26 protein-coding genes are annotated in these 25,559 nt (G+C 68.3%); 14 read left to right on the top strand and 12 right to left on the bottom strand.

Features of this window, described 5'->3' with window-relative positions; all coding sequences use genetic code 11:
- Positions 1 to 224: 224 nt before the first annotated feature.
- Together VGI12_20720 and VGI12_20715 are read right to left on the bottom strand one after the other, a co-directional pair.
- Positions 225 to 2,042, bottom strand: a complete 1,818-nt coding sequence (locus VGI12_20720) for a VWA domain-containing protein (protein HEY2435106.1) — start codon at positions 2,040 to 2,042, stop codon at positions 225 to 227.
- A gap of 102 nt (positions 2,043 to 2,144) precedes the next feature.
- Positions 2,145 to 2,297, bottom strand: coding sequence for a hypothetical protein (locus VGI12_20715; protein ID HEY2435105.1), 153 nt, complete (start codon positions 2,295 to 2,297; stop codon positions 2,145 to 2,147).
- 174 nt (positions 2,298 to 2,471) lie between these two features.
- On the opposite strand from VGI12_20715, the gene VGI12_20710 reads away from it, so the two are divergent.
- Positions 2,472 to 3,746, top strand: coding sequence for an NAD(P)/FAD-dependent oxidoreductase (locus tag VGI12_20710; protein HEY2435104.1), 1,275 nt, complete (start codon positions 2,472 to 2,474; stop codon positions 3,744 to 3,746).
- Here the strand turns inward: VGI12_20710 and VGI12_20705 are convergent.
- A complete protein-coding gene (locus VGI12_20705) occupies positions 3,715 to 6,099 on the bottom strand; it encodes an ABC transporter permease (protein HEY2435103.1) in 2,385 nt (794 codons plus the stop codon). The genes VGI12_20710 and VGI12_20705 overlap by 32 nt on opposite strands.
- A 138-nt stretch (positions 6,100 to 6,237) precedes the next feature.
- On the opposite strand from VGI12_20705, the gene VGI12_20700 reads away from it, so the two are divergent.
- Both VGI12_20700 and VGI12_20695 read left to right on the top strand, forming a co-directional pair.
- Positions 6,238 to 7,167 (top strand): PEGA domain-containing protein, encoded by a 930-nt coding sequence (locus tag VGI12_20700; protein ID HEY2435102.1) that lies wholly within the window; start codon positions 6,238 to 6,240, stop codon positions 7,165 to 7,167.
- Positions 7,168 to 7,227: 60 nt separating this feature from the next.
- Complete coding sequence (locus VGI12_20695) at positions 7,228 to 8,127, top strand: pirin family protein (protein HEY2435101.1); 900 nt, start codon at positions 7,228 to 7,230, stop codon at positions 8,125 to 8,127.
- Here the strand turns inward: VGI12_20695 and VGI12_20690 are convergent.
- Positions 8,117 to 8,824 (bottom strand): DUF169 domain-containing protein, encoded by a 708-nt coding sequence (locus VGI12_20690; GenBank protein HEY2435100.1) that lies wholly within the window; start codon positions 8,822 to 8,824, stop codon positions 8,117 to 8,119. The genes VGI12_20695 and VGI12_20690 overlap by 11 nt on opposite strands.
- Positions 8,825 to 8,898: 74 nt before the next feature.
- Here VGI12_20690 and VGI12_20685 point away from each other — a divergent pair, with 74 nt between their 5' ends.
- Genes VGI12_20685 through VGI12_20665 form a run of 5 tightly spaced genes read left to right on the top strand, consistent with a single transcriptional unit; the run spans position 8,899 to position 11,865 of the window.
- The gene (locus VGI12_20685) at positions 8,899 to 9,528 is read left to right on the top strand and encodes an RNA polymerase sigma factor (GenBank protein HEY2435099.1); all 630 of its coding nucleotides are present in this window, start codon (positions 8,899 to 8,901) and stop codon (positions 9,526 to 9,528) included.
- A 37-nt stretch (positions 9,529 to 9,565) separates the two neighbouring features.
- Positions 9,566 to 10,078: a DUF4142 domain-containing protein gene (locus VGI12_20680; GenBank protein ID HEY2435098.1), complete on the top strand. Its 513-nt coding sequence runs from the start codon at positions 9,566 to 9,568 to the stop codon at positions 10,076 to 10,078.
- Positions 10,078 to 10,443, top strand: coding sequence for a cupredoxin family copper-binding protein (locus VGI12_20675; GenBank protein ID HEY2435097.1), 366 nt, complete (start codon positions 10,078 to 10,080; stop codon positions 10,441 to 10,443). Before VGI12_20680 ends, VGI12_20675 begins: the two co-directional genes overlap by 1 nt.
- 52 nt (positions 10,444 to 10,495) lie before the next feature.
- Positions 10,496 to 11,575 carry a hypothetical protein gene (locus tag VGI12_20670; GenBank protein ID HEY2435096.1) on the top strand — a complete coding sequence of 360 codons (1,080 nt, stop codon included), beginning with the start codon at positions 10,496 to 10,498 and terminating at the stop codon, positions 11,573 to 11,575.
- Positions 11,572 to 11,865: a hypothetical protein gene (locus VGI12_20665; protein ID HEY2435095.1), complete on the top strand. Its 294-nt coding sequence runs from the start codon at positions 11,572 to 11,574 to the stop codon at positions 11,863 to 11,865. Before VGI12_20670 ends, VGI12_20665 begins: the two co-directional genes overlap by 4 nt.
- 60 nt (positions 11,866 to 11,925) lie before the next feature.
- On the opposite strand, the gene VGI12_20660 is transcribed toward VGI12_20665, so the two are convergent.
- The 3 genes from VGI12_20660 to VGI12_20650 form a co-directional block, all read right to left on the bottom strand.
- Positions 11,926 to 12,678 carry a hypothetical protein gene (locus tag VGI12_20660; GenBank protein HEY2435094.1) on the bottom strand — a complete coding sequence of 251 codons (753 nt, stop codon included), beginning with the start codon at positions 12,676 to 12,678 and terminating at the stop codon, positions 11,926 to 11,928.
- A 72-nt stretch (positions 12,679 to 12,750) separates the two neighbouring features.
- Positions 12,751 to 13,914, bottom strand: a complete 1,164-nt coding sequence (locus VGI12_20655) for a hypothetical protein (protein ID HEY2435093.1) — start codon at positions 13,912 to 13,914, stop codon at positions 12,751 to 12,753.
- Between the two features lie 411 nt (positions 13,915 to 14,325).
- Positions 14,326 to 15,399, bottom strand: coding sequence for a hypothetical protein (locus tag VGI12_20650; GenBank protein HEY2435092.1), 1,074 nt, complete (start codon positions 15,397 to 15,399; stop codon positions 14,326 to 14,328).
- 51 nt (positions 15,400 to 15,450) lie between these two features.
- On the opposite strand from VGI12_20650, the gene VGI12_20645 reads away from it, so the two are divergent.
- Both VGI12_20645 and VGI12_20640 read left to right on the top strand, forming a co-directional pair.
- Complete coding sequence (locus tag VGI12_20645; GenBank protein HEY2435091.1) at positions 15,451 to 16,008, top strand: DJ-1/PfpI family protein; 558 nt, start codon at positions 15,451 to 15,453, stop codon at positions 16,006 to 16,008.
- A gap of 37 nt (positions 16,009 to 16,045) precedes the next feature.
- Positions 16,046 to 17,503, top strand: coding sequence for an MmgE/PrpD family protein (locus VGI12_20640; protein HEY2435090.1), 1,458 nt, complete (start codon positions 16,046 to 16,048; stop codon positions 17,501 to 17,503).
- Between the two features lie 3 nt (positions 17,504 to 17,506).
- Here the strand turns inward: VGI12_20640 and VGI12_20635 are convergent, their stop codons facing one another.
- On the bottom strand, positions 17,507 to 18,190 hold the full coding sequence (locus VGI12_20635; GenBank protein ID HEY2435089.1) for a TetR family transcriptional regulator: 684 nt from the start codon (positions 18,188 to 18,190) through the stop codon (positions 17,507 to 17,509).
- 89 nt (positions 18,191 to 18,279) lie between these two features.
- Here VGI12_20635 and VGI12_20630 point away from each other — a divergent pair, with 89 nt between their 5' ends.
- A complete protein-coding gene (locus tag VGI12_20630) occupies positions 18,280 to 19,410 on the top strand; it encodes a TIM barrel protein (GenBank protein HEY2435088.1) in 1,131 nt (376 codons plus the stop codon).
- Here the strand turns inward: VGI12_20630 and VGI12_20625 are convergent.
- Genes VGI12_20625 through VGI12_20610 form a run of 4 tightly spaced genes read right to left on the bottom strand, consistent with a single transcriptional unit; the run spans position 19,364 to position 23,074 of the window.
- Entirely contained in the window at positions 19,364 to 20,002 is a 639-nt protein-coding gene (locus tag VGI12_20625) for a hypothetical protein (protein ID HEY2435087.1), read from the bottom strand. The two genes, VGI12_20630 and VGI12_20625, sit on opposite strands and share 47 nt — an antisense overlap.
- 34 nt (positions 20,003 to 20,036) lie before the next feature.
- Positions 20,037 to 21,155 (bottom strand): DUF3500 domain-containing protein, encoded by a 1,119-nt coding sequence (locus VGI12_20620; GenBank protein ID HEY2435086.1) that lies wholly within the window; start codon positions 21,153 to 21,155, stop codon positions 20,037 to 20,039.
- Positions 21,156 to 21,206: 51 nt separating this feature from the next.
- Positions 21,207 to 22,172 carry a catechol 2,3-dioxygenase gene (locus VGI12_20615; GenBank protein HEY2435085.1) on the bottom strand — a complete coding sequence of 322 codons (966 nt, stop codon included), beginning with the start codon at positions 22,170 to 22,172 and terminating at the stop codon, positions 21,207 to 21,209.
- Between the two features lie 14 nt (positions 22,173 to 22,186).
- A complete protein-coding gene (locus VGI12_20610) occupies positions 22,187 to 23,074 on the bottom strand; it encodes a hypothetical protein (GenBank protein HEY2435084.1) in 888 nt (295 codons plus the stop codon).
- Between the two features lie 84 nt (positions 23,075 to 23,158).
- Here VGI12_20610 and VGI12_20605 point away from each other — a divergent pair, with 84 nt between their 5' ends.
- The 3 genes from VGI12_20605 to VGI12_20595 are packed head-to-tail and all read left to right on the top strand — an operon-like array spanning position 23,159 to position 25,556.
- Entirely contained in the window at positions 23,159 to 23,875 is a 717-nt protein-coding gene (locus VGI12_20605) for a PIG-L deacetylase family protein (GenBank protein ID HEY2435083.1), read from the top strand.
- A complete protein-coding gene (locus tag VGI12_20600; GenBank protein HEY2435082.1) occupies positions 23,872 to 24,549 on the top strand; it encodes a 4-carboxy-4-hydroxy-2-oxoadipate aldolase/oxaloacetate decarboxylase in 678 nt (225 codons plus the stop codon). The genes VGI12_20605 and VGI12_20600 overlap by 4 nt, the downstream gene beginning before the upstream one ends.
- Positions 24,550 to 24,599: 50 nt before the next feature.
- On the top strand, positions 24,600 to 25,556 hold the full coding sequence (locus VGI12_20595; protein HEY2435081.1) for an aldo/keto reductase: 957 nt from the start codon (positions 24,600 to 24,602) through the stop codon (positions 25,554 to 25,556).
- Positions 25,557 to 25,559 lie beyond the last annotated feature (3 nt).

The raw sequence follows: 25,559 nt of genomic DNA, 5'->3' as shown, positions 1-25,559 counted from the left end.
CAGCTTGTTCCGTTTCTTCTTCCGCTGTTGCCGTAGATGGGTGTCGGTCGGGTGGTGGCTGGCACTCATGATTGGATTCCTCAGATCGAGCTTATCGGCCGGCGAGCGCTGCTGGCTGTTCAAAAGGGCACACTCCGGTCTACCGAGATGCCGTTGGGCGCACGGAGATGTGATGGAAGCGCTGGGCGATGCGCGTTCCGCTCCGGAACCGACCGGCCGTGGCACTACTGCGTGACGCGAATCGCCACCAGCGTCTTCTTCTGTGCGGTCCCCTCGATGGTGGTCAGTTCCACGACGTAGTCGCCGGCGCCAAGCGGTGCGAGCGTGATGTCGGCCGTCAGCCAGCGCTGCCCCGTGGCGGTGTCGGTCCGCTCGGCGACGGCGACCGGGATAGGCGTCTTGCCGCCGTTGCGATCGAGCAGGGCGCCGCTCCAGACCGGCGTGCCGGCCGGCGCTTCCAGCTCGAATCTGATGCGGTCGCTTCGTGGAAACACCCGCCCGGGCGACGGCTGGATCTGGTTGCCGGTGGACGGACCTCGGTGCAGGACGACCGGTTCGCCGGCGCCGCGCACGGTGCGGCCGACTGCGCGAGCGTCGGATTCGATGGTTCCGAGCGCGCGGTTCAGCGCCGCCTTCTCCTCCGGCACGGCCAGGTCCGCCGCGGCACGCGCCCGGGCGACCTCCGCCGCGCTGGCGGCGGTGTAGCCATGTCGGGCGCGGATGTCGACGCCGGCCCGCTTCGATCGGACCTTGATCGCGCGGTACTGGCCGTCGAGCTTGCCGTTCGTCGAGCGATATCCGACCAGGTAGTACGACGTCATGTCGTCGGCGATCCGCCGCAGTTGCCGGTGCAGATCGTTGCTGTCCATGAGCGCCATCCCATCGGTTGCGCTGGCGAGCGTCCTCAACACGTCGTGGCGCTGGGTCAGCATCGCGCGGTCCGTCTCGAGATCCGGCGGCGGATCGGGGCCGAGCGGTGTGTCGAAGACCACCAGTCCCCGTGGATCGATCGTGTAGAAACTGACGTTGGCGCGATTCGCCTCGCCGTAGATCGTCTTGAAGTATTGGTCGTCGTCACTGAGCGCGAGATCGGCTCGATCGGCGTCGCACGTCGTGCGATCGTTCGGGTTGGTGTCGTATCCCGGTTCCTTCGAGAGCGTGCCGCCTCGCCCGACGCCGACCGGGGTCGGCGAACCGGGTAGGGGATCCGCGTTCTTCCCGAACACCGTTTTTCTGGGGGACATCAGCGACTGATCCGGCCGATACAGCAGCCAGCCGTCCGACACCGTGATGACTGCGGTACGCCCCTCCCGCAGCGCGCCCATGTGGCGGACCAGATCGTGGAGACTGTCGAGCGTGACGCGTTCGCGCCGCCGCGTGATCAACGCCTTCGCCAGGGCCGACGAATACCCCCCCTCGAGTGGCTGCGGCGGAAAGCATTCGTCGATCTTCCGCTCCCAGTCGTCGAGGGAGAGCGTGTCGCGGCGCCCCCAGAACCAGGTCTCGCGCAGCCCGGCTTCGATCACCTGCGTGCGGCGTCCGAACGTGAGCTGGTCGGGACTCATGTCGGGCGTCATCAGCGCGACGAGGTCGTCGTCCCCCATCGCCTGCTGCATGAAGCTGATGAGCGGCTCCTTGATCGCATGCGATCCCTCATAGGGCACGCTGTGGGTGTCGAGGAAAATCACGAAGACGCGCCGCTTCGGATCGGCAGCGAGCTGGTTCGCCTGCGATGGCGAGGACGGCTCGATCAGGGCCGCCTGTGGCCCGGCCGGGTTGATCAGGATGTGCTCGAACGACTCGATCCGCTGCGGGACGTTGTCTTCGGAGACCTCGAAATCCTCCTGCGCCAGGTCCTGCACCGGCGTGCCGTCGTGCGTCGCATAGACGTCGACCCGTACGAAGTTCGTTTCCGTGCGAAACCGCGGCGGGGGCTGCTGCGGCGGAGGCTGCTGCGGCAGTGGCTGCTGCGGCGGCGCGGCCGGCGTCTGTCCGAGCAGTGCGATCAATAGAAGGGCGATGAACCGGGACGCCTGGATCACGGGGGCTCCTCGCGAACGGGATCGCTGGCTTCGAGCAGTCTAGCCGATCGCCCGGCTCGGCGATGGCGCTGTCGCGACAGCGATCGTCTACACCTGACGGGCTCAGCGCGCGGACGCCGGATCGTCAATCACGTCGCGCCATCCCTGCGCGCGGATCTGCTCGCGGTAGGCGCGCGCCCACGTGAGCGCCATCCATTCCTCCTGGAACAGCTGCCACACCACGACGTCGGGACCGTGAACGACGTGCACCTCCACGGGCACTGCCCGTGAGGAGACAATGCATCGTACGTCGGTCGAGCCGCGTCTGAGACGCCACACGACGCGTGCGCCAGGCTGCACGGCGTAGTCCGCCACTCAGGTCTTTCGCTGGAAAAAGGGGGAGACAGGCGGAGTGTACGCGGTCATGATGGTGGCCCGCAAGCTCGACCGATGCCCCTCCCTGCCAGCAGTGACATCGTCATCGTCGGCGCCGGCGCTGCTGGCCTCGCGGCTGCCATCTTCGCCGGCCGCGCGCGCCCAGGTGGCGGCGTCGTCATCGTCGACGGCGCGCGCACGCCGGGCGCCAAGATTCTCGTCAGTGGCGGCGGCCGCTGCAACGTCACGAACGCGGTCGTCGCTGAGACTGATTTCTGGGGCGCCAGCTCCCACGCCGTCCGGCGCATCCTGAGGGCGCTGCCCGTTCCGGAAACGACGGCGTTCTTCGCAGAACTCGGGGTGCCGCTGCACGAGGAGCCTGATGGGAAGCTCTTTCCCGATTCGAATCGAGCGCGTGACGTACTCGAGGCGCTGGTGCACGGCGCCGCGCAAGCCGGCACGACGCTCGTCCCAGGTGCGCGAGTCGAACGGATCGCGCGCCACGGAAGTGGCTTCATCATCGACACCGGGCTTGGGAGCATCCGCGCCGGTGCCGTCGTCCTTGCCGCGGGTGGACAATCACTTCCCAAGAGCGGAAGCGACGGTTCGGGCTATCGCCTCGCGATGTCGCTCGGCCATTCGATCGTGGCGCCGACGCCGGCGCTGGTGCCGCTGCGGCTCGCCCCCGACACGCCGCACAGCGTGCATTCTGGCCTCTCCGGCGTCACCGTAGACGCGGAACTGGCTCTGTGGATCGATGGCGGGCTGTCGATCCGGTTACGCGGCGCGCTGCTCTGGACGCATTTCGGGATCAGCGGTCCGGTCGTGCTCAACGCATCGCGCCACTGGACGAGGGGGACGCTGCTGGGGCGCGACGTGCGTCTAGCCGCCAACTGGTATCCCGGATTGCGGTTCGACGAGGTGGAGCGAAGCTGGATCCGCGCCGCCAGGGAGCGTCCCGGTGTGACCCTGCGCCGCGCACTCGTCCCGCACCTGCCCGACGCCATGGCCCTCGCGATCCTCGGCGCGCTCGCCCTGGCGCCGGATCGGCGCGCCGCCGAGCTCACGCGCGAGGACCGCCGACGCCTCGTGCACGCGTTGACCGACTGGCCCCTGCCGGTCGTCGAGACGCGAGGCTACAGCTACGCGGAAGTCACCGCCGGCGGCGTCCCGCTCGCGGAAATCGATGCGGCGACCATGGAGTCTCGCGTCTGTCCGGGGCTGTATCTCGTCGGCGAGATCCTCGACGTCGACGGCCGGATCGGCGGTTTCAACTTCCAATGGGCCTGGTGCACCGCCGCGATCGCCGGACGAGGCGCTACTCGAGCCTCAACGCCACCATCGGGCTGACGCGCGACGCGCGGATGGCCGGAAGCACGCACGACACGAGCGCCACGATCGCGAGCAGCAGCGAGACCGCGGCATACGTCGGCAGATCCCAGACCGATACTCCGTAGACCAGCGCCGACAGCGCCCTGCCGATCAGGCCCGCGGCCGTGACGCCGGCGACGATGCCGGCGGCGCCGGTGGTCATCCCCTCGCCGACCACCAGCCGCAGAACGGAGCGGCGATCGGCGCCGAGCGCCATCCGCAGCCCGAGCTCCTTCGTCCGCTGCGAGACGGAGTACGCGAGCACGCCGTAGGTGCCGATCGCCGCCACCAGCAGTGCCACGCCGGCAAACACGGTCAGCAGCGCCGAGTTGAGACGGGGTTGCGCCGCGCTGCTGCTAATCCACTCCGGCATCGGTCGGACGTTCGCCAGCGGCAGGTCGGCATCGCGGCGCCGAACGATCTCGCGCACGCTCGAGATCGTCGACGCCGTGTCGCCCGACGTGCGGACCACGATGTCCATCAGCGGCCACGTCCTGACGCCGTTCGAGTAATACAGCGTCGGCGCCTCGACGTTGAGCGTCGCGCTGTGGACGTCGCCAACGACGCCGACGACGGTGAACTCCTTCTTGTCCGCCGTGCGGCGAACCGTACGGCCGACGGCGTCGTCGTCACCCCACATCATCCGCGCGGTCGAACGGCTGATGATCATGACGTCGGGGGCGCTGCCGGTGTCGGCGTCGGTGAAGACCCGGCCGCGCAGGAGCGGGATGCCCAGAGTGGCGAAGTACCCGGGACTGACGGTCCGCCAGTCGACCGGGACGCCGGCGCCGGGCTCGAGGACGCGCGACCCGATGGGAATGAACGGCGATCGCGTGTAGTTGCCGGCGCCAAACGGCATGCCGCTCGTGATCGCGGCGCGGGTGACGCCAGGCAGCGCATTCAACGCCAAGTCGAGATCGCGGAAGAACGCGACCCGCTGCGCATTCGAGTAGCGCGTCGGCGGCAGCGAGATCTGCATGGTCAGGACGCCATCGGGGTTGAACCCGAGCGGCTGGCGCTGCAGTGCGAGCAGCGAGCGCCCGAGCAGCGCGGCACCAATGAGCAGCACGGTGGCGAGCGCCAGCTCGATCGCCGCGAGCGCGCGCCGGAACAGCGGATGGGCGCCGGTGGAGGACCGCCCGGCGTCCTTCAACGTCGCGTTGACGTCGGTCCGCGCCGCGTGCCAGGCGGGCGCCAGCCCGAAGACGATGCCGGTGATCAGCGTGACGCCGCAGGCAAAGCCGAGCACCACACGATCGACCCCGATGTCGGGAACAGGCAGGACGTTGGGCGGCAGCGTCGACTGCAGCCAATCGATCGCCCACACCGCGCCGACGAGGCCGAGCCCGCCACCGACTCCCGACAGCACCAGGCTCTCGACGAGCAGCTGACGCAGCAGCCGCGCCCGACCGGCGCCGAGCGCCGCCCGCACAGCCATTTCCTTCCGACGATCGAGGGCGCGCGCCAGCAGCAGGTTGGCGACGTTGGCGCTGACGATGGCGAGGACGAACGTGACGGCGCCGAGCAGCACGAGCAGCGCGCGGCGGAGGTCGGCACTGACGAACGTGTCGGTGAAGCTGATCAGGTTGACGCCCCAGCCGTGGATGTCTGGATAGTCCTGCTCCATCCGCGCCGCCACGGCGTTTATTTCGGCCTGGGCCGCCTGCCGGGTGACGCCGTCCTTCAGCCGTCCGGCCACGAACAGCACGTGGTTGAGCCGAATCTCCTTCGGCGGGTCGATGACGAGCGGAATCCACACGTCGCCCGCCGTCAGCGTGGTCAGCGCCCGCGGGGCAATCCCGATGACCGTGTAGGCCACGCCGTTCAGCGTGACCGGGCGTCCGACGATCCCAGGGTCGGCTCCGAACCGCCGGCGCCAGAGCGACTCGCCGAGCATCGCCACCGGGCCCGCGCCGGTGCGCTCGTCGGCATCGCCGAACACGCGTCCGGCCAGCGGCTGCAGACCGAGCAGCGGCAGCAGCGACGCGGAGATCGCATTGCCTGTGTAATTTTCTGGATCACCCTGCCCGCTCAAGGTGAACGTGCCGAACTGGATCGCGCCGAGCGCGGCAAAGCTTCGCGATCGCTCCTTCCACGACAGATAGTTGAGCGCTGAGACGCCGAACGCCGGTTGATGAAGCGAGTCGTTCTTCTCCGCGACCTGCATCAGCTGTGCTGGATCCTGGAATGGCAGCGGACGCAGGAGCACGGCGTTCACGACACTGAAAATCGCCGTGGTGGCGCCGATGCCGACCGCGATCACGAGCACGACCGTCAGCGTGAACAGCCGGGCCTTGCGCAACAACCGGAGGGCGTAACGGATATCGGTCATGCGGGTTGGGCCCAGTGTGCCCCAAAGCGGACACGGTTGCACTCGTCCGGGGACGAGCGGCGGGATTTGCTGGCCTTCGTCGCCCGCTCGGGCTGGCACCCCATCTGCAGAGACAACCGACAACTCAGGAGTCCTCTCATGCGTGTGTCCGTCTTCAAAGCCTTGATTGTTGCCATCACCCTGGCCGCTGCCGCTTCGACCGCGCAGGCGCAAAGCACCGGGGATTTTGGAAGCCTGTCGATCACGGTCCGTCCGTCAAGCGGAGAGATCTACATCGACGGCGAGCGCTGGGTTTCGCCCGATGCCAACGCGCCGCTCGTCATTCAGCTCACCCCTGGACCACACACGGTCCAGGTGCGCGCGCCGGGCTACCGCTCCTACAACGCCAGCATTACGGTTCACCGCGGCGAGTCGACGCCGCTGAACGTCATCCTGCCGAATGGTCCGGCGGCGCCAAATGCGTTTGGCGAGCCGCAGGGGCAGCCCCAAGGACCGCCGCCGGCGCCGCTACCTGCCGCTCCCGGGTCGATCGTCCAGGTGTCGCGGACGCCGACCGGCGATGGATTCGTGTTCGCGCCCGACTTCAAGATCACCGAAATGAATCATCGGACGACCGGCTTCGCCGGCTTCTACGGCGGGGTCGTCTTCGCCGGCCAGGTCATGATCGGCGGCGGCGCCTACTTCCAGCTCGACGACCACTACTCCGAGCAGATGGCGTATGGGGGACTGGTCAGCGAGTGGCGGCTCTTTCACAACAGTCCGGTCGGCCTGACGCTTCACGGACTGGCCGGCTGGGGCACCGCGAACATCGGCTACTACGGGTACTCGGCCGGCTGCGGCAACAACTGCGGATACGTGGATCCCCGCCACGGCGGCTACTACTCTCCCTACTATGGTTATCCATCCGCGTATGAGGGCTTCTTCGTCGGCGTGCCGGAGGCGCAGGTGGTCGCCCGCTTTGGACACGACGTCCGTCTGGTCGGCGGTATCGGCTATCGCTGGACGTCATCGGACTTTCACGATCTGAACGGGATTAGCGGAACCATCGCGGTGCAGATCGGCAAGTAGTCGCGGGAGCGGGAGGCCGGTTGACAGCGCGTGACTTACTAATATATAGTTACATATATTATGTCAGTCAGACCCGTGAAACGCATCGTCCAGGCCTCCCCCGCTGTCGAGGGTGCCGGTGTGAAACTGCGCCGCGCCTTCGGATTCGGCGACACGGCCGAGTTCGATCCGTTCTTGTTGCTCGACGACTTCCGCAACGACACCCCGGCCGACTATCTGGCCGGCTTTCCCTGGCACCCGCATCGCGGCATCGAGACGATTACTTACGTGCTCGCGGGAACGGTCGCGCACGGCGACAGTCTCGGTAACCGGGGCACGCTCGGCGCCGGCGACGTCCAATGGATGACGGCCGGCCGCGGCATCCTCCACCAGGAGATGCCGCGCGGCGACACCCAGGGCAGGATGCACGGATTCCAGCTCTGGGCGAATTTGCCCTCGTCGCTGAAGATGACCGAGCCGCGCTATCAGGACATCCAGGCAGCCGACATCCCGGAGACAACCGACGACGACGGCACGCACGCGCGAATCATCACCGGCGAGTTCTGGGGGCGTCGCGGCGTCGTCGAGGGAACGGCGGCCGATCCGATCTATGTCGACATCACCGTGCCGGCCGGACGCGAAAAGCGCATCGCCGTGGATCGGGCGCGCCAGGCCTTCGCATACGTCTTCGCGGGGAGCGGCCGGTTCCGCAACGCCTCCGACCCTCGCGCGGTCCTCACCGAGGCCGCCGACGGCAGCGACCGCGTCGAATACAGCGCCGCCGGCAATCGCTCGCTCGTGCTCTTCGACCGCGGCGACGAGATCGTCGTCCAGGCCGGCGACGAGGGCATCCGGTTCCTGCTCGTCTCGGGACGGCCGATCGAAGAGCCGGTCGCCTGGTACGGACCGATCGTCATGAACAGCGACGCCGAGCTCCAGCAGGCCTTCCGCGAGCTGCGCGAGGGGACGTTCATCCGCTGATCGCGCCCTGCCCGGCCCGCGCCCGATGGAACTTCGCCAATTCCTCGTTTGCGTGCACGATCGTCGCGAGCGCGGCTTCGAGCGCGCTCAGCTGGCCGCCGGGCATCGCAAAGTAGGCGTCGTGGTCTCCCGCGTTCGTATACACACGGTTGCCGACGCACCCGAAACTGGCCGCCGTCGCCGAGCGGTTGATCGCCTCCGGCACCACGGCGCATGTCGGCCGCCCCATCGTGGCGCCGGTGCCGGCGATGCCGGCGAGCTGCGCGGCCTCGGCCAGCAGCATCAGCTGCCGTGCGTTGCCGCGGACCAGAACGACGTCTGGCGGGACGGGCGCTTTGCCAAGCGGCGCATACGTCGCCACGCGCAACGGCGTTTTTCGCGTCGGGATGGCGGACACCTCCTCCATCCGGATGTAAGAGAGGCCGACCATCGTCTGGACCAGGCCCATGAGCTCCTGCTGCTCTGCGGGTGACAGAGGGACATTGTGCGTGTGCGCGCCGACCGGACACCGCTTGTGGTCGTCGGCCACGGTATAGAACACGTCACCCTCGGCGGCGCGCCGCCAGTAGCCGCAGCCGGCGGCCTCGGCCGCGCCGGCGCGCGGGATCCCCGCCGGGGGCTCGTCGCTGAAGGTGATCGCGACCGGCGCCGAGGTCAGTTGAAGCAGTGATTCGAGCGATGTGGTTGGCGTGAACATCTCCGCGTGCCAGTATATCAACCTGATACCAGACGGGAACGCCGAGGGCGCGGCCGGCATCCAATCATTGGCGCATGTCCAGCAACCTCGGATCCTCCGCCGCATCCGCCGCCGAGTTCGAGCGGCTGATGCGCCAGCACAACCAGCGGCTCTTCCGTGTGGCCCGTTCAATCCTGCGCGACGACGCCGACGCGGAGGACGCGCTGCAGGACGCCTACGTCCAGGCCTACCGCAAACTGGGGGACTTCCGCGGCGACGCCGAGCTCTCCACGTGGCTGACGCGGATCGTCATCAATCAGGCGCTGATGCGCGTGCGCAGCCGGTCGCGCGACCGTAACGTGATCTCGTTCAGTCAGGCTGACGCCGCCTCGCCGGAGATTGACGTGCCCGATGTCCAGACCGAATCGCCGTCGGACGCCGCGCTGCGAGGCGAGGTCCGGAAGGTGCTCGAGCAACGCATCGACGAGCTGCCCGAGAACTTCCGCACCGTGTTCGTCATGCGCGAGGTCGAGGAGATGACCGCGCGTGAAACCGCCGCTGCGCTCGGCATTCCCGAAGCGACGGTGCGCACGCGTCTGTTCCGCGCCCGCGCCCTGCTGCGCGAAGCCCTCGACCGCGACGTCGACAGCGCGCGCGGCAACGTGTTCGGCTTCGACGGCACCCGCTGCGACCGCATCGTCGCGGCCGTGCTGGCTCGCCTCTAGCCGGGAACGCGCCGGAGGGCCCGTGCATCAAACGGGTATGAAAACAACCGCTCTCTTTGCAACCGCAGTGCTCACCTTCACGGCGCCCGCGTTCGCGCAGGCGCCCAACGACGCCCAGATCGCTTCGATCGTCGTCACCGCCAACCAGGTGGATATCGACGCGGGGAAACTGGCCGAGTCGAAGGCGAGCAATGCCGACGTCAAACAGTTCGCCAAGCTCATGGTGACCGACCACACCGGTGTGAACAAGCAGGCGACCGAACTGGTGACACGCCTGCACGTGACGCCGCAGGACAACGACACCAGCAAGTCGCTGAAGGACGGCGGCGACAAGAACCTCGCGACGATCAAGACGCTGAAGGGCGCCGCCTTCGACAAGGCCTACGTCGACCATGAGGTGGCGTATCACCAGGCGGTGCTCGACACCATCGACAAGACGCTGATTCCCAATGCCAGCAACGCCGACCTCAAGGCGCTGCTCGTCAAGGTCCGCCCGGCGATTGCCGCGCATCTCGAACATGCGCAGCATCTGCAGGCGTCGCTGAAGTAATGCGCGGCCGCGCGCGGGCGGTTGCCGCCGCCTTCCTCCTCCTCCTCCTCTGCGGATCGATCGAGGCGGCGGCACCGCTTCGCGCGCCAGTTCCGGCCGAGCCGTCGCGCAAGCCGGCCACCGTTCGCGTGACGATCGAGGGCATGAAGTTCTTGCCCGCCGATGCGGTCGCCCGCGCCGGCGACACGATCGTCTGGACCAACACCGACGTCGTCGCGCACACGGTGACGTCGAAGAGCGGGCTCTTCGACTCGAAGCTGATTCCGCCGGGCGGCAGCTGGAAGTACGTCGCGAGGAAGTCCGGCGAGTTCGACTACAAGTGCTCATACCACGTGCCGATGGCGGGCAGGTTCAGCGTTCGCTGAGGCGCGGGAGCCTCCGCAAACTCTCGCGGGCCGTGTATGCTCATCGCAGCCCATGACCCGGCTTCGACTCGCGTTCGCCCTCACCGTCCTTCTCGTGCCGGCGGCTGCGGCACGCCAGACGTCGACGTCGCCGACGTTTGCCGCAGCTGTCGGATCGCTCTCGGAGAAGGGTGGCTCCTTCGATACCGACAACCTGATCTCGAACGAGGGGTCGTACCTCCAGGTGATTCCCGAGTTGAGGCGGCGCAACGTCCGCGGCGGCGCCTACATCGGTGTCGGTCCCGACCAGAACTTCAGCTACATCGTCGAAGTCCGGCCGGATGTCGCCTACATCGTCGACATCCGGCGCGACAACGTGCTGCTTCACCTGCTGTTCAAGGCGCTGTTCCACGAGTCGCCGACGCGCGTCGAGTACCTCTCGCTGCTGTTCGGACGCGTGCCGCCTCGCGATCCGCGATCCTGGAACACGGCGAGCGTCGACCGTCTTGCCGAATACGTTCCCGGCGCGCCGCGCGCCGACGCGGCGGCCCTGCACGCGCGACTCGACAAGGTCGTACGCGCCTTCGGCGTGCCGCTGTCGGCCGACGACATGAAGACCATCGCGGGCTTCCACCAGCGCTTCATCGACGCCGGCCTGGCGTTGCGCTTCCAGTCCACCGGCCGGCCGCCGCAGTGGGGTTACCCGACCTACGGCGACATGCTGGTCGACCGCGACGCCGCCGGTCAGCCGGCGCACTTCCTGGCCGCAGAGGAGGGCTATCGGTTCCTGCGCGATCTCGAAGGTCGCGATCTGGTGATTCCGGTGGTGGGCGATCTGGCCGGCCCGTCGGCGATCGCCAACATCGGTAAGGCGATCTCGGCGCGCGGCGAGAAGCTGTCCGCCTTCTACGTCTCGAACGTCGAGTTCTACCTCTTTCGGGAGGGAACGTTCGGCCAGTTCGTCGCGAATCTCAAGCGCGTCCCGCACGCCGGCAATGCCGTGGTGATCCGCTCGTTCTTCGCGCGCGCGCCCGTCACACCCACGCGGCCCGGGGACAACAGCGTGTCGCAGGTGGCATCGGTGGACGATCTGCTGCGCGGCGTCGACAGCGGGCGCGTCCGCAGCTACGGCGATCTGGCGGGTGCGAAGTGACGCTCGATGAGCTGAAGGCGACCCTCACCTCCCCGGCCCCTCCCACTGCCCTTCGGCCGGTGCTGGTCGCCCTCTGGCGCGGCGCGCGCGGCGACTGGAATGCGGCGCACTCGGTCGCACAGGATGTCGATGACGAGGAGGGCGCCTGGGTGCATGCCTATCTGCACCGCAAGGAGGGAGACCTCGGCAACGCCGCTTACTGGTATCGCCGGGCGAACCGCAGCGTGGCGTCCGGCGCCCTGGAGGCGGAGTGGGACCAGATAGCTGCCGCGCTGCTGGAAGGGAACTGACAACCCTGCGAGCGACGGGTCCGCCCGAAGTGTAAAGCCCAGGATCGATCCCGCTTGCCGTCAGCGTCGTTGCGTACGAGAGGCCGGCGGAAACGCACGGCCGAGCGTGCTGATTTCCCGCTCCGCCAGGCCGCCGTCGACCACATCCAGGATGCCCGGCAGCGGCGCGTCGGTCGGCACCGGCTGCTGGGGCATCGCGTCGCGAATCGGCCTCGCATCGATGACGGAGATTCTCGGCACGTCATGCGCGACGCTTCGCACCTTCTGATGACATGCGGTGGCGCCGGCGAAACCGGCGACCGTCGAGAGCGTCAGCGCCACCACCACGTGCCACGCCCGCATGCGTGGAGTCGTCTCGATCGGCAGCGGCACCCGGTCGAGAATCACGTCGCCGGCCGGCTCTGCGCTCGACACGACGGCGGTGGCGGTGGCGGAGCGCGCGCCGCGCGCCACCAGTTTCGCGATCACCACTCCCCGCTCGCCGGATTCGAAGCGGCACAGCGTGCGGGAGAATTCCTCGAGCGTGGCGAACGGCGGCGCGACCGCGGCTCCCAGCGCGCGCGCCACTGCGTAGCGCACCGCGCCCGGCACCCCCTCGGCCGGGAGCAGCGCGTCGAGCAGGCCCGCCACCGATGTCAACGTCGCGACAGCACGTTGCCCGGTGCAGCGCACGCCGCCGTCGCTGCCCAGCACGAGGGCGTCGATCGCAGACCCGCCCCCGCTCGAGGCGACGAGCTGCGCGATCGCCAGCGCCTCCGCCGTCTCCAGCCGAACGCCCCGGCCCAGCAGGTGCGAGAGCGCAACCGTGATCATGCCGGTTCGTCCTTCCTGTGCGCTCGGACCGCGACGGGGCTCTGGAACACCTTGCTCACACGTTCGTCGACGCTACTGGCAGGCCGTCGACACGCCGTTCAAGCCTTCGTAGTCATGAGTGAACTGGGCGGTGGCGATGCCGTTGGCGCGCGTGATCCGGACGACGTACAGACTGTCGTAGTCTCCCGTCACCCAGGCCGGGACGCTGACGCCGCCGCCATAGGTGTTGATGAGGCTTTGTACGATCGCCTGCAGATACTGGTGTTCCCATGCGATGAACACCGTAGAGGACGCGTACGCGCCGCTCGTCAGCTCGGCCTGTAGCCCGGAGGTATCGGTGTAGCTGTACCTCGTGTTCAGGGGAAGGCCCAGACGGATGGCGGTCGGCTCGATCGTCGCGATCGGCCGCACGTAGTAGAAGGAGCCAGCCGCGTCGGGGATCATCGTCTCCGGGTTCGGGGCGAACAGATACTGCGCGGCGCCGAACTGATTGGCGAGGACCGCCGGGAGCGCCAGCGCCCGGTTCAGACCCTGGCAGGTCAATTGGCCGTTGCCTGAGGCCGGCTTCTCGCCGTGCCGGAAGAAAACGAGTGTCTCTGTGGTCGGCGACGACCCGGCTGGCTGGACCGCGACCGACGTGAACGTGGCGGTGGCGGGTGTGCCGGCCACGTGGCTGCTCACCGCCAGGCCGACCAGGATCGTCGGTGTCATCGCGATCGTGTCGGTGCCGACGAGCGTCCAGTTCGCGCCGTCCGGCGACATCGATGCCGCGACCGTGGTGCCGGTACGACTGAGCTTCACGAACCAGGGTGCGGTTCCGGACCCACCCGGCGTACTCGTGGACTCGCCGTTCGTCTCGACGCGGCGCTGGAAGGCCAGCCCCTTGCCTGGACTGACGAGCATCAACCCGTGCTGAGAGCCGGGATCCAGGGACGCGCGCACCATGACCCCCGCCTTGGTCCAGCTCGCCACCGACTGCTCGTTCGCAACCCTCGCCACGATGGTGCCGTCTCCGTTCAAGCTCGTGTACACGAACCTGAAGGCATCCGACTGGTTCCAGATGTCGGCCCCGGCGCCCGCGGCGGTGAACGTGCCGCCGCTCCCACTCGCGCTTCCCGGCGCCCCGACGGCGCCGATGTCAGCGCTGCTCCAGCCGGATGGGAGCGACTGGGCGCGGGCGGCAACCGCGCTCACGGGTAAGACAACCAGACACAGGATGAATGAGAGGGCCTTCATAGGACGAATGGCAGAACGGCAAGACCGCTGCCCTCGCGATCAGCGGATTTGCGAATGTTCTGCGGTCGGGCTCACCGCCGACTCGACCGGAATCACAACTCAGCCGCGGAAAGGAATTACACGATCCCCCGACGAGCACCTGACCTGCTCTGTCATCCGCGCATGCGACAGTGCGTCGCATGATGCTTCTTCCCGATCCCGCCACGGACGATTACGCCGAATGCGCCGTCTGCCGCATCGACACAGAAAGGCTCTGCTCGCCTTGCGGCGACCCCATCTGCGCCAATTGCCGTTGTCCCCATGGATGTGAAGACGAAGCCGACGTCCGGTGCGTGGACGAGGCGGCCTGAGCGCACCGGCGTGGGCCGTCAGGGCATCGGCTCGACCGGGTCTCGGCCCATGTCCGTTCTCTTATGACGGGCAGCGAGCGCTCGCAATCGCAGTCCGCTTCTGACGGAACGCCTCGACCCAGGCGTCGATTGGCCCGCTCCCGTGCGGTTTGCGATCGAACATCGCCACGCTGAACAGGTCGTGGAGCTGGCGGTCGCTCAGTTGCGCGAGCAGGCTGGCGAGAAACGCCCGTCCCTCTTCGGTGATGACCGGATCGTGCAGCGTGCCGGTGTGCGACTCGGACAGGTTGCCAACGCACGCCGCCTGGTCCTTCCAGACGGGGGTGTGCGACCACATTGCCAGATTGACGCTGCCGACGCTCTGGCGGTTCAGCCAGTTGGCGCGGCCGAAGGTCAGCCCGAGGTCGTGAACCATCAGAAACGGGTCGGAGCAGTTGGCGAGTTCGTCGTGGGAATGTCCAGGGCTGCGGCACAGCAGGCGCTGCTGCTCCCCTTTGTTGTCGGTGTGCTGGAGGAGCACGGCGAGCAGGCGAAGCGCGTCGCGCTGCGCCCGCGGCGCTCCGCCGGCCGCGCTGTCCACCTCCAGCAGTTCGGGCCACGCCCAGCCGCTGTCCGAATCTCCGACTTCAATCTTGTGACCGGAGAAGGGTCGCTCGATCGCCGCGACATCGAATCGCCGCCGGCCGTCGACGGATTCACCAGCCCCCGGCAGCGCCGGACAGTTGCGGCAGACCACGTGCACCGGGTAGAGCGCGTCGGCGCCGAACCCGAGCGCCCACAAGAGGCGCGTCGCCGCCACTCCCGCGTAGATCTCGCCGTTGTCGGCCCCGTACCGCACCTTGACCACGTCGTGCTCGGAGAGCTGGCAGCCGAATTTCGGCGATCGTCCGGCGTACGTCACTTCGTGGTAGTCGCAGTCCACGTCGGCGCCGGGCGGGAATCCCCCGTCGGGTCCGCGAGTCACGTCCATCGAGCCGACGGTCGTCGGCGTCCAGACCTGCGCGCGGCGCAGCACCATGAACCGTTCGTTCCTGGTCAGCAGCTTCCCCGCCGACCCGATGGCCGCGGCGCATCCCGCCATGACCACCGCCGCCAGCATCGCCGCGGCCAGCCGTCCACCGCTCGTGATCCGCATGCTCCACAAAATGCTATATCCTTTTTGCTTTGCGCCCCTAAGGAGCTAGCTGTGGCAGAGAAAATCCTCGTCATCGTCGGCGACGGCGGAGAGAGCTACGAAACGTGGTTCGCCGTGCATCGCTTTCAAGAAGCCGGATACGAAACGCGGGTCGCCGCGCCGTCGAAGAAACGCCTGAACCTGGTCATGCACGACTTCGAGCCGGGCTGGGACACGTACCGTGAAATGCCTGGCTACGCGATGGAATCCGACCTGACCTTCGATCAGGTGAAGGTCGACGATTATGCCGCAGTCCTCTGCATCGGCGGCCGGGCGCCGGAATACCTGCGCAACGACGAGCGCGTCCTGCAGATCATCCGCGACTTCGACCGCGCGGAGAAGTGGCTCTTCGCGATCTGTCACGGGCTGCAACTGCTCGCCTCGGCGGGCGTCATTCGCGGCAAGACGGTGACCTGCTACGAGCACGTCCGCAAGGACGTCGAGACGGTCGGCGCCACCTACGTGCGGCAGGACGCAGTCCGCGACGGGCGCGTAGTCTCGGCGCCCACCTGGGTGCAGCATCCGGCGTTCTACCGAGAGGTCTTCCGGTGTCTCGCAGCGGCGGTATGACACCGCGCTCCGTGGTGTCGCGCGATCGCGACGGGTAATGGCCGACTTCGATCGCCGCGGCTTCGTCGGCACCGGCGCCCTTGGGCTGCTCGGCCTGCTGCATCGCCCGGACGCGGCAGCTGGCGGCGAACCAGCCCAGGCCGGATCGCCGCCAAACACCGACGTCACCACGCGGCTCGCCGCCTACGTCGTGCAGGCGCGGCCTGAGGACGTGCCGTCAGCCATCCGTTCCGAGGCCTGCCGCACGCTGCTCAACTGGGCCGGTTGTGCGGTCGGCGGATCGACCCACGAGACTGTCGACATCGCCGTCCGCACGCTCGATCCCTTTTCAGGGCCGAGGCTGGCGACGCTGCTCGGCCGCCGCGAGCGGATGGACGTCCTGCAGGCATCGCTCATCAACGGCATCAGCTCGCACGTACTCGATTTCGACGACACGCACCTGAAGACGGTCATCCATCCGGCGGGCCCGGTGGCGCCGGCGCTGCTCGCGCTGGCCGAAAGTCAGCCGGTGTCAGGCCGCGACTTCCTGCACGCGCTGGTGCTCGGCGTCGAGGTCGAGTGCCGCATCGGCAACGCCGTCTACCCCGCCCACTACGATCGCGGCTGGCACATCACCGGCACGGTTGGCGCCTTCGGCGCCGCCGCCGCGGCCGGACGCCTGCTGCGCCTTTCCGAGCAGCAGATGCGCTGGGCGCTGGGGCTCGCCGCGACCCAGCCGGTCGGCCTGCGCGAAATGTTCGGCACGATGACCAAGAGCTTCCATCCTGGGCGCGCGGCCCAGAACGGGCTGACGGCCGCCCTCCTGGCGCGGCAGAACTTCACGAGCAGCAATACGCCGATCGAAGGGCCGACTGGCTGGGCGCACGTTCTGAGCACGACGTGCGACTACGGACAGATCACCGATGGCCTCGGCGAGCACTACGAGATCCGGCTCAACACCTACAAGCCGTTTGCCTGCGGCATCGTCCTGCACCCATCCATCGACGCGTGCCTGCAGCTCCGCCTGGAATATCGACTCACGCCCGAGCAGATCGCACACGTGGATTTGGCGGTGCACCCACTCGTGCTCGAGCTGACTGGCAAGCACGCCCCCCAGACCGGGCTCGAGGGCAAGTTCAGCGTGTATTTCGCGGCGGCCGTCGCGCTGGCGAGCGGGGCGGCAGGCGTAAAACAGTTCACCGACGCGTGGGTCCGTGAGCCGTCCGTCGTCGCGCTTCAGGATCGCATCGTCGCCACGGTCGATCCGGCCGTCGGCGAAGCGCAAGCGCGCGCGGTGATCACGCTTCGGGACGGGCGGCGGCTCGAGCGGTTCATCGAGCACGCGGTCGGCAGCGTCGAACAGCCCCTGTCCGACGCCGCGCTCGACGCTAAAGTGATCGATTTGTGCGAAGGCGTGCTGCCGGATGGGCAGGCACGGCGCCTGATCGAGATGTGTCGCGGCATCGAGCGCTTACCAGATGTGCGAGCGATCGCGGCTGCGGCCGCAGGGTCATGAACCTCACCGCCTCCTGATCGTTACTCCCTTGGCCCGGAATGCCGCAGCGAGAAACGGCACCAGATGCTGCAGAGTGTCTTCCAGGTTGCCGGGATCGCACCGCCCCTTCGAGAACGTCTTGATACGCTGCGGGCTCGAGACCGAGTAGTAGATCGTCCCCAGCATGAAGTGAAAGCGCCACAGGACTTCGTCGGCCGGTACGCCCGGCAGGCACCGGCGCAGCGCGGCGACGAACGTACGGCTCGAAACGTCGAAGTTCTCGGCGACGAGTTGCGTCAGCAGCGCTGAATCCTCGGCGGCGAGAATCGCGCGTAGTCGACTGAACCCGGCGGCGCGGCCGCCGGTCTGAATCTCCGCCAGCGCCGGTCGCACGAACGCCTCGATGATCTGCTCCAACCGCCCTCGGCCGCGCGCCGCCAATCCGAGCAACCGCAGCCGCTCGGAGTTCAAGGTGCTGCAATGCCGGCGGTAGACCTCGGAGAGCAGTCCCTCCTTGCCTCGGAAGTAATAGCCGACGAGCGACCAGTTCACGCCGGCCGCGGCGGCGATCGCGCGGACCGACACGTTCGTATAGCCGTGCTGCGCAAACAGCCGTTCCGCGGCGCGCAGCAGCTTCTCTCGCGTGTCAGCCGAGGGATCGGCCGGCGCGATCACGCGGGCGCGACGGCGTGCGGTGGCGCTCTTCACCCGGCTGAGCATACCCGCAGGGCGGCGTTTGTACGGCCGTTCAAAGGTACCGGACGAGCGTGTATCATTCCGCCACCGGGAGGTTTTCCATGACTGACCTGCATACCGCCGGATTCCGATACTCGCGCCGAGATTTCGCCAGGCTGGCGCTGGCGGCCTTTCCCGCCGCCGCGATGGCCGGCAGGGTCAAGGATGTGTGGGCGAATCAGTCCTCAGGAAAACCAGACTCACTCTGGGGCGGCGTGCCGTTCGGCATATTCGCGCCGTATCGCTTCGGACCGGATGCCTCGGATCTCGAGGGCGCGCTCGCCGCGCTCGTCAAGTTCGGCGTCAGCTATGCCGAAGTGACCGCCGCCGTGGTCGAGCGCCATGTCGGCGCGCCGCAGGCGGCGGGCGGTCGTGGTGGAGCACCCGCGACCCCTGCCGCGGCCAACGCCGCACCGCCGCTCGCGCCGGCGCCGATGGCGATTCCCTGCGAGGGAGGGGTGCCCACCGGCGCGCCCGCGGCGCCCGGAGGGGGCGGACGCGGGCAGAGTCCCGAGCAGCAGGCCGCGGCGCGCGCGCAGGCGGACGCCCTTGCGAAGTGGCGCGCAACCGTCGCGATGGACAAGTTCGTCGACGTTCGCGGGACGTTCGACGCCGCCGGCGTGCACGTCTACGCCTATCGCATCACGCTCACCAGCGACATGGCCGATTCCGACTACGACTATGCCTTCAATGCCGCCAAGGCGCTCGGCGCGTCGCAGATCACGATGGAGCATCCGCACGACGCGGGGCTGGCCCGGCGCATCGGCCAGGCCGGCGAGAAGCATGGCGTCAACATTGGTTATCACCTGCACACCACCGCCTCGATGACGGCGTGGGACGACGTGCTGGCGGCGTCGCCCCGCAATGGCCTGCAGCTCGACATCGGCCACTACGTGGCTGGCACCGGCCAGAGCCCGGTGCCGCTCATCGAAAAACTGCACTCGCGCATCTACAGCATGCACTTGAAGGATCGCAAAAAGCTTTGCCACGATCGATCCGAGAACATGCCGTGGGGCGACGGCGACACACCGATCAGGGACGTGCTGCAGACGTTGAAGAAGCACCGGTGGGCGATCCCCGTCGGCATCGAGTTCGAGTACCTGGTGCCGCCCGGTTCGACATGGGACGCCGAGATCGCCAAATGCGTCAGCTACGGGAAACAGGCGCTCCTGGCTGGAGGGACGGCGCCCTGACACGCCGGCGGCGGACGAGCGGCGCGGCGAGCGCCGCCGCCGCCAGTACGCCGCCGATCGCGGCCGCCAGGATGGCGGGCCTGGCGCCACCTCCGCCGCGCACTTCGTACTCGACGGTGAAGTGCCGCTGGTCGATGTCGCGATCCTGTCCCGTGATGGCCACGCGGCTGCTCGACGGCACCATCACGTTTGCCAGATAGACGCCGATGTCGGTGTGGTGTGCGTTGATGAAGCGCAGTCGGTGGGTGCCCGCCGCCAGGGTCGGCAGCGCCGCCGTCCAACGCAACCGCAGCGTTCCCTCTCCTTGTGTCATCGCCTCTTCGCCGGCCGGCCGATCTTCGAGAAGCTGCCGCGCCAACGGACGGCCGTCGAGTTCGAGCGCCGTCTGGCGCTCGAGGACCTCCGCGTAGGCGCGCGCTTCGCCGTCCGACACCACGCCGTCGCGATCGCGATCGATCTCGGAGATGATCCTGTCGGCCAGTGCGATCCCCGGCGTCAGATCGAGCTCGACTTCGACGCGCCCCGGATCGATCGCCAGTCGTGCGGCCTGCAGGTACTCGTCGCGGCGATGCGCCGAGACGGTCGACACCATCGCGGCCGCCAGACACGCCGCACACGCCGCGCGCCTATTTCGCGAACCTGGCACCATAGTCGTTGGTCGGATCGCGGTAGATCGTGTGAATGTGATCGACGCTGCCCTGCGGCGCGTACTCGATGACCAGCGTCGGCCCCTGGATCCGGAAATAGGCCGCCGATCCGTTCGTCGTCGGACCGCTCCACGTAAAGTACGTCTGGAGAAGATTGGCGCGCAGCTCCGCCATCCGCGGCTCGCCGTAGGCGTCGGTGACAATGCCGGCCCATTCCTTCACCAGGTCGAGCAGCATGTCCTGCTGCTTCGGCGTGAGCGCGGCCGCCTTGATCCCCTCCGGCTGGATCGTCTTGCCGTCCTGGGTCGGCCCGAGCACGAGGTCGGCGACGCGGTAAGTCAGGATCGCCTGCTTGCGCTGGGCGTCGTCGAGCGCGTTGATCAGCGCGAACGCCTTGTCGTTCTCCTGGCCGAGCGGCCGGACTTCCCTGCCTTCGAAGGTGTAGCTGGCCGGCTGCGCCGCGGGCAGGCTCGGGGTCATGCTCGCGTCGGCGCCGCCAATCGTCAGATTGATCGCCAGATGATGCCCGCCGAACTGCAGCATCCACGGAGTCGTCGTCGACGGCGTCCCAAGGAAGGCGAGCCAGTACTGGTCCTGACCGAAAGTCAGGCCGCCGCCCGGGCCGCGGCCACGTCCCGGTCCTCCCGGAGGCGGACCACCGCCCGGAGGCGGACCGCCTTGGGGAGGCCCGCCGCCGCGCGGTCCGCGGCCACCGTCCGTGCTCTTGAGCACCTCGTCGCCGCGCATGATCTCGGTGACCTTGCGGTAGCCGTTCGCGCTCAATGCCGCCTGCAGCAGCTTCATGATCGCGGCCCGCTGCGCGTCAGTCGTGTCGCCGAGCCGCAGCCCCTGCCGTTCGAACATCGGGCTCGGGAAGTTCGACCAGCGCCGGCGCTGTTCTGTGTCGTCCCACCGGAACTGCACCTTGGCCCGTTCGGCAGCGTCGAGCGACGACAGCACAGCCTGCGCCTCGGCCACGATGCGAGCGGTGCCCGCGGCCGCTGGGTTGGCGGAACTCCGCTGCGGCATGACCGCCAATGCCGGCGCCGCGAGCAGCGCCACGCCGAGTACGAATGCCTGTCGACTGTGGTGGATCATGAGTGTCTCTACGACTGACCAGTGACCTGTTCGTGGACGAACGATGGCATTTCAGTGTGACGACGGGTCGGGCACCGGAGGCGTGCCGTGGGTGTGAAACGTGCTGACCGTCTGCAGGCCCCACGCCTGCCCCTTCGCCCGCTCCGCCTGCGTCCAGACGACCGGCTGCCAGTCGGGAGCGAGAATCAGATAGCCGCCGGCACCGATCTCGAAGCGGTTTCCTCCGGGTTCGTAGCAGTACAGGAAGAAGGTCTGGCCGATGGTGTGCTTGTGCGGTCCGGTTTCGATCGGCACGCCCGCGTCGCGCAGCACGTCGGCCGCCCGCAGCACGTCTTCGCGGCTGTCCATCATGTAGGTCAGGTGATGCAGCCGCGCGCGGGCGCCGCTGCGATCTTTCGTGATCGCGAGGTCGTAGGACTTGTTGGTCGCCGCCGTCCAGGCGCCCATCTCGACGCCGTCGTCGAAGACGATCTGCTCGGTGAGGCGCATGCCGAGCAGCTCCTGGAAGAAGCGGCGCGTCGGTGCGACGTCGCTGGCGAGCAGGTTGAGATGATCGAGCCGCCGCGGCGCGATGCCGTGGGGCACGTAGCGCTGCGGCTGGTTCTTGAACTCGGTCGCCACGTCGGGCGTCGCGACGAAGCGCTGCGTCTCGAAGTAGAGCTCGACGGCGTGTCCATCCGGGGTCTCGCACCGGTAGGCTGGTCCGTGCAGCGCGTCTTCGACCCACCGGCCGGCGCACCCGGCCGCGTCCAGACGTCCGACGAACCGCTGCAATGTCGCGCCGTCGCGCACGCGCAGCCCGAGATGACCCAACCCCGACGTGGCCTGCGCGGTCAGCTTGAGCGTGTGCCGCTCGTAGTCGCCCCATGCGCGGAGGTAGACCGAGTCGCCGAGCCGGGCCGTCTCGTGCAACCCGACGATAGCCGTGAAGAACGCGAGGCTCGCGTCGGGGGTCGGCGTGAACAGCTCGACGTGGCCGAGGTGGGCGACGTCGCCGAATACCGGGAATGGGCTCATCGACAACTCGGAACTCACGTCAACGAGGCCAGCGTGCCGGTCATCACATCGTCGATGCTCAGCGGGTGCGGAAGCAGGTGCTGCGCGGCAGCCGTCGCGGCCGCCACCTCGAGGCTGCGCGCCATCCCGTCGAATCCGGAGATCGCGCCGTTTGCCGCCGGGCCGGCGAGCGCCTGGCTGTCCTGGAACAGCCGGAACAGCTCGCGCATGTGCGTCGTGCTTCCGGCCAGCGATTCCCGCACGACGACCACGTGATTGATCGTCCGCGCCCCCGTCCTGGCCTGCCAGGCCCGCCACGGCGCGTCCGGGTTCGGAACCACCGTCGTGAGCCGCCGATCGTCGGGCACCGGATCGACGATCGCGGCATCCACCACGCCGTCGAGCAGCATCCCGACCAGGTCTGCGTGACCGGGGTCGCACTGCACGTTCGGCGGGTCCGAGAGGCCGGCGACGTGCCCTTCTTCGCAGGTCAGCCATCGGAGCTGATCGAGGTCGATATCAAATTGATCGACCAGCAGCGCCCGGGCCCAGACCGCCGTGGTCGTGGTGTAGGAGCGGGCGGCGATGCTACGGCCGGCCAGGCCGCGCGGATGCAGCCTCCCCCCGTCCGCGCGGCAGACCAGGTAGCGCAGGGGATTGCGGCTGAAGAGCGCAATCGGCAGGAGGCGGAGCGGCACGCCGCGGGCACGCGCCATCAGAAAGGTCATCAGCGCCAGCTCCGCGACGTCGAACTCGAGGTCGCGGACGACGCGCTTGAACGCTTTGTTGGGTACGGCGACGTCGGCGAATTCGAGGCGGAGCAGCGCCGACTCGACGCGGCCGTCGCGCAGCGCGCGCGTGCCCGGATACTCGCCGAGCAAGGCGTGCCAGCTGCGGACCGCGGCGGTGACGCTACCGTCCACCGCCGCCCTTCCCCTCTCCGTACATAGGCGCGCATCATACAACCCAATTGAACGGGCGTGCAATTCGCCTGTATCATCCGCGCCATGGCCGACACTGTTCTCGTGTTCAGCGCCCACGCCGCCGACTTCGTCTGGCGCGCCGGCGGCGCCATCGCGCTCTACGCCTCGCGCGGATGGCGGGTGCGCATCCTCTGCCTCTCCTTCGGCGAGCGCGGCGAGAGCCAGGGGGCCTGGCGAGAGCCCGGCATGACGGTCGAGCGCGTCAAGGATCTCCGGCGCGCCGAATCGCAGCGGGCCGCCGGGCTGCTCGGCGCCGACGTCCGCTTCTTCGATGCCGGCGACTATCCGCTTCGTGCCACCGACGCGCTCATCGAGCAGCTGGTGCTGGAATACCGCACCTGCCGCCCGGCTCTGGTGCTCACCCACTCGGCTGCCGATCCCTACAACCCGGACCACCCGATGGCGCATCAGCTGTCGCTCAACGCCCGTGTCTTTGCGCAGGCCGAAGGTTATCCGCTGGAGGGACCCGCGCTCGGCGCCCCGCCGGTCTTCATGTTCGAGCCGCACCAGCCCGAGCAGTGCGGCTTCCGCCCCGACGTCCTTCTCGACGTGACAGCGGTATGGGACACCAAGCGGGCGGCGATGGAGTCGATGGCCGCGCAGCAGCACCTCGTCGACTACTACTCGGATCTCAGCCGACGCCGCGGCACGCAGGCCGTCCGCAATTCCGGCCGGAAGGGAATCGTCCACGCCGAGGCGTTTCAGCGCTTGTTCCCGCAGGTCACGGGTGATCTCGCATGACGCCGGCCATCGTCCGCACGATTTCGCGCGCCGATCCGGCCGACATCGCTAAGTTGGGCGCCTGCGGCGTCGCCACGGTTCACGAGGCGCAGAACAAGGCCGGTCTCCTCGCGCCCTGCATCCGCCCCCTCTTCACGGGCGCCCGCGTCGCCGGCAGCGCGGTCACGGTTCTGTGCGGGGCGGGTGACAATCTCATGCTGCACGCCGCGCTCGCCGTCGTCCACAAGGGGGACGTGCTCGTCGTCGCGGCCGACGGCGAGTCGACTCACGGAATGTTCGGCGACCTGCTCGCCGAGTCGTGCCGCACGCTCGGAGTGGCCGGTCTCGTCATCGATGCTGGCGTCCGCGACACGACCGACATCACAGCGCTCGGCTTCCCTGTCTGGTCGAAGGCCATCTCCGCCCAGGGCACGGGCAAGCTGATCGCCGGCAGCGTCAACATTCCGATCACCTGCGCCGGCGCGATGGTGCATCCCGGCGACGTCGTGATCGCCGACGCCGACGGTGTCGTGATCGTGCCGCGTGACACGGCGCCAGCCGTCGTCGCCGCGGCGAATGCGCGGCTCGCCAAGGAAGAACTGACCCGCGCGCGGCTGAAGGCCGGCGAGCTCGGGCTCGACATCTACGGCCTGCGCGACGTCCTGGCCGCCCGCGGCGTCGTCTGGAAGGACTGACCAGCGCCAGGCGTTCGATCGCCGCTGGCAGCCGTCGATATAATCGTCCGATGCAGCAACGGAAGTTGGGCGCGTCCGGACTCGATATCTCGACGGTTGGCCTCGGCAGCTGGGCGATCGGCGGCTGGATGTGGGGCAGCCAGGACGACGCCGAGAGTACGGCCGCTATCCACGCCGCGGTGGACAACGGCGTCAACTGGATCGATACCGCGCCGATCTACGGCGGCGGTCACTCGGAACTCATCGTCGGCCGCGCCGTACGAGCCCTCCCTGCGTCGCGCCGGCCATTCATCTTCACGAAGTTTGGCGTCGGGTCCGATACTGCGGTGAACCGTCGGGCCGCCAGCCGCGCCGAAGTCATCGCCGAGTGCGACGCGAGCCTGAAGCGGCTCGGCGTCGATCACGTCGACCTCTTCCAGCAGCACTGGCCCTCCGAGGATCCCATCGCAGAGACGGCGCGGGCGTGCGAGGAGCTGCTCGAGGCCGGCAAGATCCGCGCGATCGGGGTGTCGAACTACTCCGTCGCGCAACTGGAGGCGTGGACTGCGACCGGAGTGCCGCTGCACTCGCTGCAGTCGCCTTACAGCATCCTGCGGCCGGCGGTGAAGGACACCGTCCTGCCGTGGTGCAACGGCCACGACGTCGGCGTCGTTGCCTACTCGCCGCTCTTCCGCGGCCTGCTATTCGGCACGTGGTCGAAGGACAAGACCTTTCCCCCCGGCGACACGCGCGGCTCGCACAAAGACTATGCCGGGCCTCGATTCGCGCGGCATCTCGACGCGATCCGCGAGATCACCGAGATCGCCATCGCGGGAGGGCTGAGCTGTCCGCAGCTCTGCATCGGCGTCCTCCTCGGCACGCCCGGAGTCACCGGTTGCATCGTCGGCGCGCGCAACGCGCGTCAGGGCGCGCTGATCGCCAATCTTGGCGTGACGGTCACCGAGGCGCAGGCGAATGCCGTCTCGGCGATCATCGGCCGCCTCGAGCAGGATCTCGCGCGGCTGTAGACG

This window comes from Vicinamibacterales bacterium, assembly GCA_036496585.1.
In the GTDB taxonomy this organism is placed as follows: domain Bacteria; phylum Acidobacteriota; class Vicinamibacteria; order Vicinamibacterales; family 2-12-FULL-66-21; genus JAICSD01.
The sequence above is the reverse complement of the archived record's forward strand: the minus strand, read 5'-3'. Positions and strand labels throughout refer to the sequence as shown.

Bases quoted from the DNA above. Each gene is read 5' to 3' on its own strand.
- VGI12_20600 (HEY2435082.1), top strand. From the start codon at position 23,872: ATGACGCCGGCCATCGTCCGCACGATTTCGCGCGCCGATCCGGCCGAC.
- VGI12_20690 (HEY2435100.1), bottom strand. From the start codon at position 8,824: ATGTTCACGCCAACCACATCGCTCGAATCACTGCTTCAACTGACCTCG.
- VGI12_20595 (HEY2435081.1), top strand. From the start codon at position 24,600: ATGCAGCAACGGAAGTTGGGCGCGTCCGGACTCGATATCTCGACGGTT.
- VGI12_20640 (HEY2435090.1), top strand. From the start codon at position 16,046: ATGGCCGACTTCGATCGCCGCGGCTTCGTCGGCACCGGCGCCCTTGGG.
- VGI12_20670 (HEY2435096.1), top strand. From the start codon at position 10,496: ATGACCCGGCTTCGACTCGCGTTCGCCCTCACCGTCCTTCTCGTGCCG.
- VGI12_20695 (HEY2435101.1), top strand. From the start codon at position 7,228: ATGTCAGTCAGACCCGTGAAACGCATCGTCCAGGCCTCCCCCGCTGTC.
- VGI12_20615 (HEY2435085.1), bottom strand. From the start codon at position 22,172: ATGAGCCCATTCCCGGTATTCGGCGACGTCGCCCACCTCGGCCACGTC.
- VGI12_20700 (HEY2435102.1), top strand. From the start codon at position 6,238: ATGCGTGTGTCCGTCTTCAAAGCCTTGATTGTTGCCATCACCCTGGCC.
- VGI12_20660 (HEY2435094.1), bottom strand. From the start codon at position 12,678: ATGATCACGGTTGCGCTCTCGCACCTGCTGGGCCGGGGCGTTCGGCTG.
- VGI12_20650 (HEY2435092.1), bottom strand. From the start codon at position 15,399: ATGCGGATCACGAGCGGTGGACGGCTGGCCGCGGCGATGCTGGCGGCG.
- VGI12_20685 (HEY2435099.1), top strand. From the start codon at position 8,899: ATGTCCAGCAACCTCGGATCCTCCGCCGCATCCGCCGCCGAGTTCGAG.
- VGI12_20710 (HEY2435104.1), top strand. From the start codon at position 2,472: ATGCCCCTCCCTGCCAGCAGTGACATCGTCATCGTCGGCGCCGGCGCT.
- VGI12_20705 (HEY2435103.1), bottom strand. From the start codon at position 6,099: ATGACCGATATCCGTTACGCCCTCCGGTTGTTGCGCAAGGCCCGGCTG.
- VGI12_20630 (HEY2435088.1), top strand. From the start codon at position 18,280: ATGACTGACCTGCATACCGCCGGATTCCGATACTCGCGCCGAGATTTC.
- VGI12_20605 (HEY2435083.1), top strand. From the start codon at position 23,159: ATGGCCGACACTGTTCTCGTGTTCAGCGCCCACGCCGCCGACTTCGTC.
- VGI12_20625 (HEY2435087.1), bottom strand. From the start codon at position 20,002: ATGGTGTCGACCGTCTCGGCGCATCGCCGCGACGAGTACCTGCAGGCC.
- VGI12_20620 (HEY2435086.1), bottom strand. From the start codon at position 21,155: ATGATCCACCACAGTCGACAGGCATTCGTACTCGGCGTGGCGCTGCTC.
- VGI12_20680 (HEY2435098.1), top strand. From the start codon at position 9,566: ATGAAAACAACCGCTCTCTTTGCAACCGCAGTGCTCACCTTCACGGCG.
- VGI12_20675 (HEY2435097.1), top strand. From the start codon at position 10,078: ATGCGCGGCCGCGCGCGGGCGGTTGCCGCCGCCTTCCTCCTCCTCCTC.
- VGI12_20655 (HEY2435093.1), bottom strand. From the start codon at position 13,914: ATGAAGGCCCTCTCATTCATCCTGTGTCTGGTTGTCTTACCCGTGAGC.